The 14611-nt window shown below is 68.6% G+C and carries 12 protein-coding genes, 1 tRNA gene and 1 pseudogene; 10 read left to right on the plus strand and 4 right to left on the minus strand.

Going from position 1 to position 14611, the window contains the following annotated elements:
• Nucleotides 1-116: 116 nt before the first annotated feature.
• Nucleotides 117-192, minus strand: a tRNA-Lys gene (locus tag ABNX41_RS03890).
• Nucleotides 193-528: 336 nt separating this feature from the next.
• Here ABNX41_RS03890 and ABNX41_RS03895 point away from each other — a divergent pair.
• Complete coding sequence (locus ABNX41_RS03895; protein ID WP_438668413.1) at nt 529-1446, plus strand: helix-turn-helix domain-containing protein; 918 nt, start codon at nt 529-531, stop codon at nt 1444-1446.
• 21 nt (nt 1447-1467) lie between these two features.
• On the opposite strand, the gene ABNX41_RS03900 is transcribed toward ABNX41_RS03895, so the two are convergent.
• Nucleotides 1468-3561 carry a TonB-dependent siderophore receptor gene (locus ABNX41_RS03900; RefSeq protein ID WP_438668465.1) on the minus strand — a complete coding sequence of 698 codons (2094 nt, stop codon included), beginning with the start codon at nt 3559-3561 and terminating at the stop codon, nt 1468-1470.
• A 333-nt stretch (nt 3562-3894) separates the two neighbouring features.
• On the opposite strand from ABNX41_RS03900, the gene ABNX41_RS03905 reads away from it, so the two are divergent.
• From ABNX41_RS03905 to ABNX41_RS03925, 5 genes are read left to right on the plus strand one after another with little or no spacing between them, the layout of a single operon-like run.
• Nucleotides 3895-4884, plus strand: coding sequence for an iron-siderophore ABC transporter substrate-binding protein (locus ABNX41_RS03905; RefSeq protein WP_438668414.1), 990 nt, complete (start codon nt 3895-3897; stop codon nt 4882-4884).
• A complete protein-coding gene (locus tag ABNX41_RS03910) occupies nt 4881-5909 on the plus strand; it encodes a FecCD family ABC transporter permease (RefSeq protein WP_438668415.1) in 1029 nt (342 codons plus the stop codon). Before ABNX41_RS03905 ends, ABNX41_RS03910 begins: the two co-directional genes overlap by 4 nt.
• Nucleotides 5906-6949 carry a FecCD family ABC transporter permease gene (locus ABNX41_RS03915; RefSeq protein WP_438668416.1) on the plus strand — a complete coding sequence of 348 codons (1044 nt, stop codon included), beginning with the start codon at nt 5906-5908 and terminating at the stop codon, nt 6947-6949. Before ABNX41_RS03910 ends, ABNX41_RS03915 begins: the two co-directional genes overlap by 4 nt.
• Nucleotides 6946-7761, plus strand: a complete 816-nt coding sequence (locus tag ABNX41_RS03920) for an ABC transporter ATP-binding protein (RefSeq protein WP_438668417.1) — start codon at nt 6946-6948, stop codon at nt 7759-7761. Before ABNX41_RS03915 ends, ABNX41_RS03920 begins: the two co-directional genes overlap by 4 nt.
• Complete coding sequence (locus ABNX41_RS03925) at nt 7758-8807, plus strand: siderophore-interacting protein (RefSeq protein ID WP_438668418.1); 1050 nt, start codon at nt 7758-7760, stop codon at nt 8805-8807. Before ABNX41_RS03920 ends, ABNX41_RS03925 begins: the two co-directional genes overlap by 4 nt.
• 174 nt (nt 8808-8981) lie before the next feature.
• Here the strand turns inward: ABNX41_RS03925 and ABNX41_RS03930 are convergent, their stop codons facing one another.
• Nucleotides 8982-10496, minus strand: coding sequence for a caspase family protein (locus ABNX41_RS03930; protein ID WP_438668419.1), 1515 nt, complete (start codon nt 10494-10496; stop codon nt 8982-8984).
• Between the two features lie 30 nt (nt 10497-10526).
• Between ABNX41_RS03930 and ABNX41_RS03935 the strand changes: the two are divergent.
• From ABNX41_RS03935 to ABNX41_RS03950, 4 genes and pseudogenes are all read left to right on the plus strand, one after another.
• Nucleotides 10527-11496, plus strand: a pseudogene (locus tag ABNX41_RS03935) (IS5 family transposase).
• Nucleotides 11497-11564: 68 nt separating this feature from the next.
• Entirely contained in the window at nt 11565-11948 is a 384-nt protein-coding gene (locus tag ABNX41_RS03940; RefSeq protein ID WP_438668466.1) for an MmgE/PrpD family protein, read from the plus strand.
• 292 nt (nt 11949-12240) lie between these two features.
• Nucleotides 12241-12681 (plus strand): SDR family NAD(P)-dependent oxidoreductase, encoded by a 441-nt coding sequence (locus ABNX41_RS03945; protein ID WP_438668467.1) that lies wholly within the window; start codon nt 12241-12243, stop codon nt 12679-12681.
• Nucleotides 12573-12974, plus strand: a complete 402-nt coding sequence (locus ABNX41_RS03950; protein ID WP_438668420.1) for an SDR family oxidoreductase — start codon at nt 12573-12575, stop codon at nt 12972-12974. Before ABNX41_RS03945 ends, ABNX41_RS03950 begins: the two co-directional genes overlap by 109 nt.
• Here the strand turns inward: ABNX41_RS03950 and ABNX41_RS03955 are convergent.
• Nucleotides 12953-13906, minus strand: coding sequence for a GntR family transcriptional regulator (locus ABNX41_RS03955; RefSeq protein ID WP_438668421.1), 954 nt, complete (start codon nt 13904-13906; stop codon nt 12953-12955). The genes ABNX41_RS03950 and ABNX41_RS03955 overlap by 22 nt on opposite strands.
• Nucleotides 13907-14611 lie beyond the last annotated feature (705 nt).

The raw sequence follows: 14611 nt of genomic DNA on the forward strand, positions 1-14611 counted from the left end.
GGGGTCGGCAGGGGGCCGGATCGGCGACAGGATGCGGCAATCCGCCGGACATGGCGCGCGCCGGATGCCCGCGAATATGACGGGGGCGCCCGATGGCCAGCGGCGGGGATATTCAGTGGTGAGCCCGACAGGATTCGAACCTGTGACCCACTGATTAAAAGTCAGTTGCTCTACCAACTGAGCTACGGGCCCACTGCGGGCGCGTGTAAGGAAGGTCGAAACCGACGTCAACCCCGCGATTTGACTTATCCGCCCGGCGGCATTGAAAACCGCTGCGGGGCCGGGTCGAAGCGGTCGCAGGCGGCGCGGCCTTTCGGTTTCCGCCATGCGCTGGCGCTTGCGGGCCCCGGCGCCTCCTCCGGCGTCTCCCCCGGCCCGGCCCTCGAAAAGTTGACAGCGCGGCCTGCTGTGATGTAGGCACGATCCCCGGTCTACCCATCTCGTCGCACTTCGGCTCCTTGCGGGGCAGGGGCAGTCCGACGACAGGCAAGAGCCAGTTCCGACGTTCTTGGGAATGGAGCTTGCACAATGGGTTTTCTGCATTCGATGACCTGCACCACAAGCGGGATCCAAAGCACCGCGCCGGTGCAATGGCGTGGCTACGACGCCATCTGCGGCGTCTATTGGCAGGCCGAGGGCCGGGCGGGGGCGACGGGCTATTACCGCTCGCCCGATCCGCGGGTGATGCTGTTCTTCAACGATGTCTCCGACCATATCGGCATGTCGGATCAGGGCGCGGTGGACGATCCCCGGCTGAAGCCGCTTCTGCGCGCGGTCTTCGTGCCGGCGGGCATGCCGATGTGGACGCGGTTCCGCGCCGACCACCGCTTTTCGCATCTGGACCTGCATCTGCGGCAGAACTGGCTGGTCGAGCGGCTGGCTCCGGCACTTGGCGCCCCGGTGGCGGCGGGGCTCTTGATGCAGCCGCACCAGCTTCAGGACGTGGCCTCGGTCGCGGCCATCGGTGAGGCGCTGAAGCAAGAGGTCTGCGGCGCGCCCCGTCATCCCGTGGTGGCCGAAAGCCTGGCGGTGGCGCTGGTCGCGGCGATGTTGGAGCCGCCCCATGCCGCATCGCGCCACGAAGGCCCCTCGGGCGGGCTGACGCCCGCGCAGATGAAGCGGCTGGACCGGCTGGTGGAGCATGATCCGGGGCGTCGCCTGCCCAATGCCGATCTGGCCGAGGCGGTCGGCTTCTCGCCAAGCTGGTTCGCCCATGCCTTCAAGAAGACCACCGGAAAATCGCCGCTGCAATGGCAGCAGGAGCGGCGCATCGAGATGGTGAAGCGCGCGCTTCTGTCCGAGAATGCGGTGATCGCCGAGGTCTCGGGCCAGTTCGGCTTTGCCGACCAGGCGCATTTCACCCGCGTCTTCCGGCAGGTGACCGGCACCACCCCGGCCGCCTGGCTGCGCGAGGTGCGCAGCGGTCGGGCCCGCCCGCCGCAATAGGGGGGGCGGGCCCGTTCGATCTTACCAGCTCTTGCGCAGCGTCAGGCCGATCTCGCGGCCGGGATTATAGTAATCCGCCGTGCCCGAGCCGACGACATGTTGCTCGTCAAGCAGGTTGCTCACGCTCAGTTGCAACGAGGCGGTGTCGCTCAGATCCATCGCCAGCGAGGCATCGACCAAGAGCGCATCGTCGCTCTTGCGGGTATTGGCGGCGTCGAAGAAGTAGGATCCGACATAGCGCAGCCCCAGCCCCAGCGTCACGTCGCCCTGCGGCACCGCATCGGCCAGGGTGTAATTGGCCCAGACCGAGGCGATGTGGTTGGGCGCCGTGGTGAAGGCCTTGCCGTCCATCACCGCGCCGCGCACCACGCCGCGCACGATTTCGCTGTCCATGTAGGAGTAGGATCCGATCACGCTCAGCCGGTCGTTCACCTCGACCCGCGCCTCGAAATCGAAGCCGCGCACGCGCGATTCACCGATGGTCTCGCGGGTGATCGTGCCGTCCGGCTGCACCACGGCGATGGTGACATTCTGCTTCGACAGGTCGTAGAGCGCGGCCGAGAACAGGGCGTTGCTGCCCGAAGGCGCATATTTCGCGCCGATCTCGTATTGCTCGCCCCGCTCGGGTTCGACGCCGATCGAGGGCGGCGCCACCGATTCCACATAGCTGGCATAGACCGAGATTTCGTCGGTGACCTTGTAGGTCAGCGCCGCCCGGCCCGAGGTTTCGGCGAAATCACCGCTGCTGACCGCCGAGGTGAAAAGGTCGGTGCTGGTCACGTCGAGGAAGTCGCGGCGCAGGCCGAAGCTGGCGATCAGCCTTTCGTTGAACGACAGGTTCTGCGTCACGAACAGCGATTTGGTGGTATAGTCGGACTGGCTGCCCGAGTAATAGGACACCGAGCCCGGCGCCCCGCTATAGACCGGATTGGCCAGGTCGATCGGCGCGGCCAGCCCGTAGAAGCTGGCGCTTTTCGAGGTGGCGTCGCGGAATTCCACCCCGGCCAGCGTGCTGCTTGCGACATTGCCGAAGGTGGTGTCGTATTGCACGATGACATTGCCGATCAGCTCTTCGGCGCTGCTGTCGCCGCCGAAGTAGTAGCGCGCCAGTGAGGTGCCGGCCCGCCCGGCGTAATCGTAAAGATAGATATAGCCGAAATCGTCGGTCAGGTCGCTGTAGCGCAGGTTGCCGCGCAGGCTCAGCCCGCCGCCGAAATCATGGGTCAGCAGGACCGTGGCGCTGCTGCGTTCCACCTCGTGATAGTTGAAGTCCGGCTCGCCGAAGAATTCGCTGCGGTCATATTCGCGGTCCAGCGGATAGCCGCCGCTGTTGGGCGTGCCGCTGCGGTCGAGATGGTCGAGGATCAGGCTGAGCGAGGTGAAGTCGCTGGGCCGCCAGGTCACGCCGGCCATCAGGAAGGTCGAGTCGTCCTGGGAATTGGCGTATTCCAGCTCGCTGTCCTTCACCTTGCCGGTGATGCGGAAGGCAAGGTTGGAGGCGCCCGGGATCTCGTTGCCGAAGTCGAAGGTCACTTCCTTGCGCCCGAAGGAGCCGAAGCTGAGCGAGGTGTCGGCGATGCGTTCGAACTTGGGCTGGCGGGTGACGAAATTGACCGAGCCGCCGGGGTCCGCCACGCCGAAAAGCGCCGAATTGGCACCGCGCAGCACCTCGACCCGCTCATAGGCCAGGGGCTCTTCGCGCACGCCGCGCATCGAGCCGAGCGTCAGCCCGTCGCGGTAGGTGGTGGCCTGGAAGCCGCGAATCAGGAAATAGTCGTTGCGGTCGTCGGTGCCGTAATAGTCGGTATGGATCCCCGCCGAATATTGCAGGACCTCTTCGGTGGTCGCGGCGTCGCGCAGCTTGATCTCCTTCTCGGTGATGACCGAGACGGAGGCGGGCGTGTCCAGGATGCTGGTGGCGACCTTGCCGCCCACCCAAAGCTCCGAGGCCACGACGGAATTGGCGTCGTCGTCGGCGATGCCGAAGACTTCGAGGAAGATGGTGCCAAGCCGCACCACGCCGCTTTCGCTGTCCTCGGAGGTCTCTTGCGCCAGCGCGGGCATCGCCATGAGCAGCGCAAGCGCCGCCGTGCCCGATCGCAGCGCATTGATCATCCGGCCGCGGTTTGCGGCATTGTCGTTGGTTTTCGCTTTCAACTTCATTCTCCTGGCGGGGGGACGTGTGGCTGTCGCGCTGCGAAGGCGGATCATGTCCGCGTCCGCGCCACGCCTGTCGCGCCGCGAACCGAACCGAGCCAGGGCGGAGCCGCAGCCACACGGATTTCCGCGCTATAGCAACTCCCCCATCCGGGTTCTTGGATTAATCAACTTTTTTTGTAAGAATTAGTTGAAAACGACCGGTGCCGCGTCGAAAAGCCCGCCGCCCGGCTTGACCAGGGGCGGGGCCAGGCCGCAATCCATGCCCTTAATCGCACGAAAGGCCGTCTCATGCCCCGTCGCTTCAAAGGCGCTCTTCTCGCAATCCTGTGCGCGGTTCTCGTCGGGGTCTCGGCCCCGCTCGTGGCGCAGGATTACCCGATCTCGGTCGACCATGCCTTCGGCACCACGGTCATCGCGGCAAAGCCCGAACGGATCGCCACGGTGAACTGGTCGAACCATGAGGTGCCGCTGGCGCTTGGCGTGGTGCCGGTGGGCTTTGCCCGCGCCAATTTCGGCGATGACGACGGCAATGGCGTGCTGCCCTGGGTCGAGGCCCGGCTGGCGGAACTGGGGGCCGAGGTGCCGGTGCTGTTCGACGAAGGCGACGGCATCGATTTCGAGGCGCTGGCCGCCACCCGGCCCGATGTCATCCTTGCGGCCTATTCCGGCCTGTCGGCGGCGGATTACGAGACGCTCAGCCTGATCGCGCCGGTCATCGCCTATCCGGGGACGCCCTGGTCCACCGGCTGGCGCGACACGATCTTTCTGAATGCGGCGGGGATGGGCATGGCCGAGGAGGGCCGCGCCCTCGTGGCCGAGCTTGAGGGCCGGATCGCGCAGACCCGCGCCGCCCATCCCGAGCTTCAGGGCCGCACCGCGATGTTCGTCACCCACCTTTCGGCGATGGACCTCAGCCGGATCGGCTTTTACACCGACAACGATACCCGGGTGCAGTTCTTCCACGACCTCGGCCTCGTCTCGCCGCCGATGGTGGTCGAGGCGGCGCAGGGCGGCGCCTTCTCGGGCGAGATCAGCGCCGAGCGGATCGACGATCTGGCCGAGGTGGATCTGCTGGTCACCTATGGCGGCAACGATCTTCTGGCCAAGCTTTCGACCGACATCCTGGCCGCGCGGCTGCCCGCGGTGTCGCGCGGCGCGCTGGTCATGCTGGGGAACGATCCGATCGGCACGGCGGCCAATCCGACGCCGCTTTCGCTGCCCTGGGTGCTTGAGGAATATGCGGCGCGGCTTTCGGCGGCGGTGAAACGGGCCGAATGACGCGCAAGGCAGACAACGGCCCGGCCGCCGCCGCGCGGCGGCGCGCTTTGGCCGGGGCGGCGGGCCTGCTGGCGCTTCTGGCGCTGGCGGTCTTCCTGTCCCTGACCTTCGGCGCGCGCGATGTGGCCTGGGCCGATATCGCCGCCGCCCTGACCGGCCCGCCCGAGACCATCGCCGAGGCCGCCGTCGCGGCCCGCATCCCGCGCACCGCGCTGGCGCTTCTGGCGGGGGCGGCGCTCGGGCTTGCGGGGGCGGCGATGCAGGGGCTGACGCGCAATCCGCTGGCCGATCCCGGCATCCTGGGCACCAATGCGGGGGCCGCGCTTGCGGTGGTGATCGGGATGGCCTGGTTCGGGATGGAAAGCGCCACGCTTTACCTGTGGGTCGCCATCCTGGGCGCGGGCCTGGCCGCTGCCGGGGTCTATGCCATCGCCAGCCTGGGGATCGGCGGCGCGACGCCGCTGAAGCTGGCGCTGGCCGGGGCCGCGCTTTCCGCCGCCATGGCCTCATTCACCACGGCGGTCATCCTGCCCCGGGGCGATATCGGGGGGCTCGCGCAAAGCTGGATGATCGGCGGCGTGGGCGGCGCGCGATGGGACCGCATCCTGCTCGTCCTGCCCTTTCTGGCCGGGGGGGCGCTGGCGGCGCTCGTCTCGGCGCGCAAGCTCAACCTGCTCGCGCTTGGCGAGGAGGCGGCGCAGGCGCTTGGCGAGAATATCGTGCTGGCCCGGATCCTGGTGGCGGGCGCGGCCATCGTGCTCTCGGGCGTGACCACCGCGCTTTGCGGCCCGATCGGTTTCGTCGGGCTGGTGGTGCCCCATGCCTGCCGCCTTCTGTTCGGGGTGGATTACCGGCTGATCCTGCCCGCCTCGGCCCTTGCGGGGGGCGTGCTGTTGGTCATGGCCGATGTCGCGGGCCGCCTGATCGCCCGGCCCGGAGAGGTGGATGCCGGGATCGTCACCGCCTTCATCGGCGCGCCGGTGTTCATCTGGATCGTGCGTCGGCGCAGGGTGGCCGCGCTGTGAGCGGGACCCTCCAACCGACCGCGCCCCTGATCGCCGGGCAGAGGCGCGCGCGGATCCGGCGCCGCGCGCGGGTGCTGGGGCTGCTGGCGCTCGCGCTGGCTTTGGGATTTGCTGTGACGCTGATGCTGGGCCAGAGCCGGTTCTCCCCCGCCACCGTCTGGCGGGTCCTGGGCGGAGAGGATGTGGCGGGCGCCGGTTTCACCATCCGCAACCTGCGCCTGCCGCGCGCGGTGATGGCGATCCTGGCGGGCGCGGCCTTCGGGCTGGGGGGCGCGGCTTTCCAGACGCTCTTGCGCAACCCGCTGGCCAGCCCCGACATCATCGGCATCACCGCGGGCGCCAGCGCCTCGGCCGTGTTCTGCATCGTCGTGCTCTCGGTCACCGGCCCGATGGTCTCGATCTATGCCGTCGCGGCGGGGCTGGGGGTCGCGCTGCTGATCTACCTGCTGGCCTGGCGGGGCGAGGTCAGCGGCGCCCGGCTGATCCTTGTCGGCATCGGCCTGTCCGCCATGCTGCAAAGCATGACCGCCTATGTGCTGTCGCGCGCGCCGTCCTGGTCTTTGAACGAGGCGCTGCGCTGGCTTTCGGGCAGCGTCAACGGCGCGCGGCTGGAACAGGCGCTGCCGCTTGGGCTGGCGCTGGCCCTGTGCGGCGCGGTCCTGCTGTCGCGGGCGAGGGACCTTGAGATGATGCGGATGGGCGACGATGCCGCCGCCGGGCTGGGCGTCCGGCTGGGGCGGGTGCGGATCGCGACGATCATGGCGGGGGTGGGGCTGGTCGCCCCCGCCCCCGCCACCGCCGGGCCCGTCGCCTTCGTGGCCTTCCTGTCCGGCCCCATCGCGGCCAGGCTGACCGGGCGCGACGGCCCGGTCCTGCTGCCCGCCGCCGGGATCGGCGCGCTTCTGGTGCTGGTCTGCGATTTCACCGGCCAGTTCCTGCTGCCCGCCCGCTATCCGGTGGGGATCGTCACCGGAATCCTGGGCGCGCCCTATCTCGTCTATCTGATCCTGCGGGAAAACCGGAAAGGAACCGGGGCATGACGGTGCCGCTTTTGCAGACCCGGGACCTTGCCGTCGGCTACGGCGCCGCGCCGGTTCTGTCGGGGATCACGCTTAAGATCGCGCCGGGGCGGATCACCGCCATCGTGGGCGCCAATGCCTGCGGCAAATCCACCCTGCTGCGCAGCCTGGCGCGGCTGCTGCCCCCGCGCCGGGGCAGCGTGACGCTCGACGGCGTCCCGGTCCAGCGCATCGCGCCCAGGGCTTTTGCCCGCCGCCTCGGCTTTCTGCCGCAAAGCCCGGTCGCGCCCGAGGGGATCACGGTTCTGGACCTCGTCAGCCGGGGGCGCCACCCCCACCACGGCCTCTTCACCAGATGGAGCGGGGCGGACGACGCCGCCGTCGCCCATGCGCTTGAGGCGACCGGCACCGCCGATCTGGCCGAGCGCGACGTGACCGGGCTTTCGGGCGGCCAGCGCCAGCGGGTCTGGATCGCCATGGCGCTCGCGCAGGAGACCGAGATCCTGCTGCTGGACGAGCCGACGACCTTCCTCGACGTAAGCCACCAGATCGAGGTGCTGGAACTGCTGGCGGCGCTGAACCGCCGCCGCGGGACCACCGTGGTCATGGTCCTGCACGAATTGAACCTTGCGGCGCGCTATGCCGACCGCATCCTTGGGATCCAGGACGGCGGCGTCCATGCCGTCGGCACCCCGGACGAGGTGTTGACCGAAACCCATATCCGCGAGATCTTCGGGCTCGACAGCCTTGTCATGCCGGATCCCGTAAGCGGCCGACCGATGATGGTGCCGCGCGGCGCGCTCGCCTCTGCCCGCAGGAGGGAAACCCGATGACCTTGCCCCATATCGAGGCGCTTCTGCCGATCGCGCCGGAAACCGCGTTGCCGGTCTTCGACCACCGTGCGCGCGAGATCGGCTTTCTCGTCGAGCCGCGCGCGGACGGGATGGCCATCGCGCTGGCGGGGGGCGACATGCTGGTGCGGGCCGAGGGCGGGGCGACGCGGATCCGGGTCACCGCAGAGGATGCGCCGCATCTTCAGATGCTGCGCGACTACCTGACCGAAGAGCTTGCCGCCGTGGGGCTCGTGCCCGAATGGCAGGGCCGGCCCGCCACCGGACGGCCCGAGAACCACGCGCTGGCCCGCGTTGTCTCGTCCGAGCGGATCTCGCCCTCTTATTGCCGGGTGACGCTGGCGAGCGAGGATCTGGCGCGCTTTGCCTCGGGCGGGCTGCATTTCCGCCTGCTTCTGGGGCCCGAGGGCGCCGATTGGCCAGTCCTGGACGCCAATGGCGTCACCGAATGGCCGCAGGGCGCCGCCGCCTGGCATCGGCCGGTCTATACCACGCGCGAGATCGGGATGCGCGACGGCGTGACTCATCTGGATTTCGACGTCTTCCTGCATGATGGTGGCCGGGTCACCGATTGGTGCGGCGGGTTGCGCGCGGGGGCCGAGATCACGATTTCCGGGCCCGGCGGGCGCGGACCGCAAGGCGCGGGCTGGCAGGGCTTCGTCGGGGACGAGACGGCGGTGCCGGTGATCGCCCGGCTGCTGGCGCTGCTGCCGCCCGAGGCATCGGGCGAGGCGGTCCTGGTCGTGCCCTGCGCCGCCGATGTGCAGGATCTGGCCCATCCGCCGGGCGTCGCGCTTCGCTGGGCCCTGCGCGAGGCCGGGGAGACGCCGCTTTCCGCGCTGGAAGGGCTGCGCATTCCGGGCCGCGACGGCAATGGCGACCGGAGTGTCGAGCGGGCCCCCGGCGGCGACCGGATCGTCTTCTTCGCCGCCGAAGCCGCCGAGGCCCAGGCCGCGCGCAAGGCGCTGGCCGCCCGAGGCCTGGAAAAGGCCGAGATCAGCGCCGCCGCCTACTGGACGAAGGAATAGCGCGGCGGGGCCGTCTTTCCGGCTTTTGGACCCCTCGGTTCTGGCCTCGCCCGGCGGTGCGGAGGCTGCGGGGCGGGCCTGTGCCGATTTCCCGCAGGTAAAAGCCCCGCATCATGCCATCCGCTTCGGTGCCGAGCGCGGCCGGGCGGCGACCGGGGCCGGACCGGCGGCGGCTCAGAACAGCGGAACCTCTCCGACATAGCCCGATCTCGCGATCCAGGGCGTCTGCCGACCGCCGGTGGCCTCGACCACATCGCGTTTGATCGCAAGGTAAAGCTCGGCCAGCTCCAGCGCGCCATTGCCGTTGCCATCCGTCTGCGGCGCGGCGAAGGCGCGGACCAGCGCGGCGGTGAAGGCGCCGCCGCCAAGGGCGGCGGATTCGTAGCTGGGCTGGCGCGCCTTCGAGGCGGCGATCACCGCCACATGCGCTTCGGCGCCGGTCAGGCTGTCCAGGATATCCTCGTTGCGCGCCGCATCCGCCGCCCCGGAATGGCAGGCATCGACGAAGACGAAGACCCGCCCCGGCAAGGCGCCAAGCTGTCGCGACAGCGCATCCATGCCAAGTGCGGTGCCGGCGCGGCTGGCGCCGTCGGTCAGGAACAGCCGCCCGGTGCCGCCGCGCTCGTCCAGGACGCCATGGGTCGCGATGAAGACCATCAGCGTATCCTGCGGCGCCATCGACTGCGCCAGTTCGGCGATGCGGGCGCCCAGAGGCTGAAGCCCGTCCTCGGGTGCCAGCACCGTCACCGTGGTTTCGGCGTAAAGCCCGCCGCGTTCGGCGGCCCCGGCCGCGGCGGCGGCAAAGGCGCGGGCATCGCTTCGGGCGAATGACAGGTCGGGCAGGCGCGGGTCGGCGAAACCGTCGATGCCGATCGCCAGCACATGCAGCCGACCCGAGGGCGCGGCCCCGTCCGCTTGCACCCGCAGCGAAAGGCCGGGGCTGGTCAGCCCCCCGGCATCGCGCAGCCGAAGCGGGATCCAGCGCGTGCCGGGCGGGGGATCCGGCGTCAGTTCCAGCGCGGCCTCCGCGCCCGAAAGCGTGATGCGCTGGCGCAGGGCGCCGTCGTGGAAGATGTCGATCCCGGCCAGCCCGGCCTCGGCCGTGGCACGGATGGCAAGGCTGCCCCCGCCGCTCCAGGACGCGTCGAGTTGCGGCGGCAGCGCGTCGAGCAGGCTGGCCGCCGCCACCTCCGCATCCGGGCCATGCCCGGCGGCCAGCACCTCGGCGACCAGCCCCGGCACATGCAGCCTCGCGCCAAGCTGGTCCAGCGCATAGGCCGCCGTCTGGCCCGGAAAGCGGGCCGAGACGAAGGTCGCGCCCTCGGCCGTGGCATCGAAGCGCAGCGCGCTGTCGAAGGCCACCACCTCGTCGCCGACGTAATAGCCGTCGATCAGCCGATCCGCGCCGGTCCGGACATGGACATTGAAGCGGCCATCGAGCTGTTCCTGCAGCAGATGCCCGCCGGTCTCGGTCAGGGACAGCCGCCGGACCCCGCCCGGATCGGGCAGGGTGAAATGCCGGACCGGCGCCGCCCGCGCGACATCGACGAGCATCGCCCGGCCGTCGATCCCGAGCAGCACGAGAAGATCCTGCGACAGACGCTCCAGGTAAAGCGGGGCATGGGCGGCCAGGGGCGCGGTCTCCTTTGCTGGGCTTTGTTGCGCTATTCCTCTGACTTGCGGAATCATGTTTGTGGGTCAGGGGTTTGGGATAGGCATATGAGCAAGGCCGTCCCCCTTTTCCGCACGACGAACTGGTCCAGCTACGGCCAGGCTCTGAAGCGCCGCGGCTTGCTGCTGGTATGGCTTGACCCGCAGATGTCATGGTTTGCGGCCCCGAGCGGCAAGGCGGGTCATCCTGAGAGGTTCTCGGCGGCGGCCATTCAGTTCTGCCTCTCGATCAAGGTGCTGTTCGGGCTGCCGCTCCGTCAAACGACGGGGTTTGTGGAGAGCCTGCGGGCTCTGAGCGGGCTCGACTGGCCGGTGCCGGATTACACGGACGCTCTGCCGTCGGCAGAAGCACCTGAAGGTGCAGATCCCGTATCGTGCCGCGCCCGGGCCGCTGCATCTGCTGGTGGACAGCACGGGGATCAAGTTCTCGGGCGAAGGCGAGTGGCCGGTCCGCAAGCATGGGGCCAGCCGCCGCAGGCAATGGCGCAAGATCCACATCGGTATCGATGCTGAAACGCTCGAGGTGCGCGCCGTCGAGATGACCAGCAACCGCATCGGCGATGCGCCCGTTCCGCCCGGCCTGCTGGCGCAGATCCCGATGCAAGAGCGGATCGGCAGTGTCACCGCCGATGCCATCTATGACACCCCGGGCTGCCATGCCGCCATCGCGGCCCGGGGTGCCGATGCCATCATGCCACCACGACGCAATGCCAGGGCCTGGAAGGGCCACGATCCCGGCCTGCAGGCCCGCAACGAGGCCCTGCGCGCCTGCAAGCGCTTCGGCCGGGCGAGCTGGAAGAAATGGTCCGGATATCACCGACGAAGCCCCGCGTGGAGGCCAGGATGAGATGCCTCGAACTCCTCGGCGAACGCATCATGGCCAGAGACTTCGACAGGCAGCATGCAGAGGTTCAGATCCGCATCGGGTCGCAGGTTCTCTCGAACCAATGGCGTTCACCTGCTCCACATGAACCGCTTCACATCCCTAGGCACGCCCGAGACTGTCCGAATGCGCTGAAGACAGCCGGGAAAGGGAGACCTGCCGCCTCAATCCGAATTGCGCAACAAGGCCTCTTCGAATATTGCATCGCCGCCGGGCGGATGCGAGGGCGGCTCGGGGTGTCGGATTTCGAACTCCGCGCGGTTGCCGAGGATGCGGTGCGCGCGCTTTTCGAACGCGTCTCGCTGCATGAGCGGGTGGCGGGCGGCGATGCGCCGGATATCAGGATCACATTGACCGACGGGCAGGTGCTGGAGCGCCGCTTCGACGAGCCGCGCGGCGGGCTGGCCCGACCCCTGTCCGCCGATGAGATCGCCGCCAAGTTCCGCGATTGTGCGGGCGACATCCTGGGCGAGGCGGCGGTCACCTGCCTGATCGCGTGGATCGGCGGCCTGGCCGGGATCCCGGACATGGCCGACCTGCTGGGTGACATGGTGCCCGCCGCTTCCGGTCCGGGGCATCGGCGATGACGGTCACGGGCCATGCCGCCGATACGATACGGGGCGCGCCACCGGGATCGCCGCTCCGCGCCTTGTGCGAGGGCAGGGCCTGCCGGAGGCGCGCTTCACCCCCGCCTCGGGCGGCGCGGCATGCGGCGCCATGGAATCGGATCCCGCGCCCGCGACGGGCGGTCGGCTGGTGGAGGTTGGAGTTGAGCGATGAAAAGCGCATGCGCGGCCGCTGCGGTGCCGATGACGGGGGCAAGCGCGGGCCTGGGCCTGGCCTGCGCGCTCCGGCTGGGGCGGGCCGGGCGCGGGTGCGATCTGCGGGCGCGATCCCGACCGGCTGGCGGCGGCGCAAGCCGCGCTGGTCGCGGCGGGCGCGCCCGATCCGCTGGCCTTGCAGGCCGACCCCGGCAATGCCGCCTCGGTCGGGCGGCTGGTGCCCGAGGTGGCGGCCGCTTTCGGCGGGCTCGACGGGCTGGTCGTCAATTCCGTCCATATCGCCTTTGGCGGGCTTGAGGATCTGGAGGAGGCCGATTGGGAGGTGGCCTTCGACCTGCTGTTGATGAGCGCGGTGCGCCTGTCGCGCGCGGCCATCGCGCCGATGGCAGAAGCGGGCGGCGGCGACATGGTTTTCCTGACCAGGCCACCTTGCAGCAGGCCTCAAGCCATCTGCTTCTGTCCAGCGTTTTCCGCAACGGCATCGCGGCGCTGGCGAAAAGCCTTTCGCGTTCGCTCGCCGGGCGCGGCATCCGGGTGAACACCGTGGCGCCGGGCTATTTCGATACCGGCCGCGTCGGGGCGCGCATCGACGCCATGGTCGCGCAAGAGGGGATCGCCCGCGACCGTGCGGGCGCGGCCATCGCCGGGGGCGTGCCGATGGGCCGGGCCGACGAGCTTGCCGAACTGGTGGCCTTCGTGATCGAGGGCCGCGCGCCCTTCCTGAACGGCGCCAGCATCGCGATCGACGGCGGGGCGGGGCGGACGATCCTCCGACCGCCGCCCCGGAAACCCGCGCCGGGCGGCGGGGATCAGCCCTTGGCCCGGGCGTGATTCAGCGCATGTTGCAGGTGCTCGCGCAACTGGCTGGCGGCACCCTCGCGGTCCCCGGCCGAGATCGCCTCGATGATCGAAAGATGCTCGCGGCACCATTCGCGCACCCGGCGCCGGTCGACATAGGTCGCGAATTCCAGCAGCTTGCGCAGCCGGTTCTGCTGCTGCACGGCCTGCGTGAAGAAGATATTGCCCGAGAAATCCGCCAGCATCTCGTGAAATTCGGAATCCGTGCTGAAAAGCTGCGCGGGATCTATCCGGTTTATGTCGGGATGCGACAGCAGATAGACATGGTGCAGGCGCACCCGCTCCATCACCTCGGATTTCACCGTGAAGCCGGGTTGCAGGATCCCGGCGGGCTCCAGCACAAGGCGGAAGGCATAGCTGTTGGCCAGCCCGACATTGGTGTCGAGCGTCGGCAGAAAGGTCCAGCCGTGGCCCTTGTTGCGCGCGACCAGCCCGTCGTCGGCCATCCGCGCCAGCGTGCGCAGGATGACGATGCGGTCGGCCTCGTAGATGCGGGCGATGTCGCTTTGGGTGACCGAGCCGGGCAGCTCCCCGGCGATGCGGTCGCGCACCAGACGCTCGTAAAGGTCCTGCTCGGCCGAAGGGGGGACGTCGATGTCGAATTCGTGCAGTTCGATATAGGGCGTGGTCAGGAAGAAGCCCTGGTTGCGCCGGGCCTCGACCACGCCATGTTCGACCAGAAGCGACAGCGCGCTGCGGATGGGCGTGCGCGAGACGTTCAGAAGCTCGGCGAACTGCTGTTCGCGCAGGTGATGGCCGACGCCCATCCGCGCATCGCGGATGACGTTCAGGATCTGGTTCGCCAGGCGGAAGCGGTTCAACTCCGCCGATTTGCGGCCCGGGCCGTTGCGGTTCTGACCCTCGGGCGCGGAATCCCTGGTTTGCGCAGGATCTTCAGAGTGCATTATAATTCATCTTCTGCAATTCTGTCTTGCGGCAGGGGGGATCGTTGCCCCGGCCAAGCCCCCATTCCTTGCAACGGTATCGTCATGTTTGCAATGAATTTCATGCGATCTTGCCGATTATGCCGCCTGAGGCGCGGCGCTTGCCTGCCGGGATCTGTTTTTTGGTCATGTATATAGTGAATATAATTATACAATAAAATCGACGCATCCGGGGACGGCTAGCGCCTCGGGGCGATCGTTCCGGCCGCAGCCCGGGCGGTCGCCTGCGCGGGCGGGATCGGCCTGTCCGTCGGTTGCGGGCGACGCCGCGCCCGGGCAGGCGACCGCCTGGGCCTGCGACCGGCGGGGCGGCAATTCCGTGCCCGGTCCTGCGGTTTTCGTGCAGGGGAAGGACTCGGGCGAATGGGCGAGGGTTTCGCGGCTGTGCCATTGCTTAGTATTTTGTCATCAAGAGATACATTGTGAGGCGCGGGAGTGCGAGGCATCTCCGGCGTGCAGATTTGACGGTATCGCAAGGATTGTGCAAAAATAGCCGGATATGACGCAGCTTCGCGTCTGCGATTGCCATTTATGATTAATTTTTAATCTAAACTTGCGGAATCTCGCCCGCCCGGCTGCCGGATCACATCGGAATGACTTGCTATGGATCGTATAAAGTGAATCAAATAAAATCATTCGCGCCGTCCGATGCGATTCCCTGCCGAG

The organism is Pseudogemmobacter sonorensis, from assembly GCF_042762395.1.
In the GTDB taxonomy this organism is placed as follows: Bacteria; Pseudomonadota; Alphaproteobacteria; order Rhodobacterales; family Rhodobacteraceae; genus Pseudogemmobacter; species Pseudogemmobacter sonorensis.

Bases quoted from the DNA above. Each gene is read 5' to 3' on its own strand.
- ABNX41_RS03895 (WP_438668413.1), top strand. From the start codon at position 529: ATGGGTTTTCTGCATTCGATGACCTGCACCACAAGCGGGATCCAAAGC.
- ABNX41_RS03900 (WP_438668465.1), bottom strand. From the start codon at position 3,561: ATGATCAATGCGCTGCGATCGGGCACGGCGGCGCTTGCGCTGCTCATG.
- ABNX41_RS03905 (WP_438668414.1), top strand. From the start codon at position 3,895: ATGCCCCGTCGCTTCAAAGGCGCTCTTCTCGCAATCCTGTGCGCGGTT.
- ABNX41_RS03910 (WP_438668415.1), top strand. From the start codon at position 4,881: ATGACGCGCAAGGCAGACAACGGCCCGGCCGCCGCCGCGCGGCGGCGC.
- ABNX41_RS03920 (WP_438668417.1), top strand. From the start codon at position 6,946: ATGACGGTGCCGCTTTTGCAGACCCGGGACCTTGCCGTCGGCTACGGC.
- ABNX41_RS03925 (WP_438668418.1), top strand. From the start codon at position 7,758: ATGACCTTGCCCCATATCGAGGCGCTTCTGCCGATCGCGCCGGAAACC.
- ABNX41_RS03930 (WP_438668419.1), bottom strand. From the start codon at position 10,496: ATGATTCCGCAAGTCAGAGGAATAGCGCAACAAAGCCCAGCAAAGGAG.
- ABNX41_RS03955 (WP_438668421.1), bottom strand. From the start codon at position 13,906: ATGCACTCTGAAGATCCTGCGCAAACCAGGGATTCCGCGCCCGAGGGT.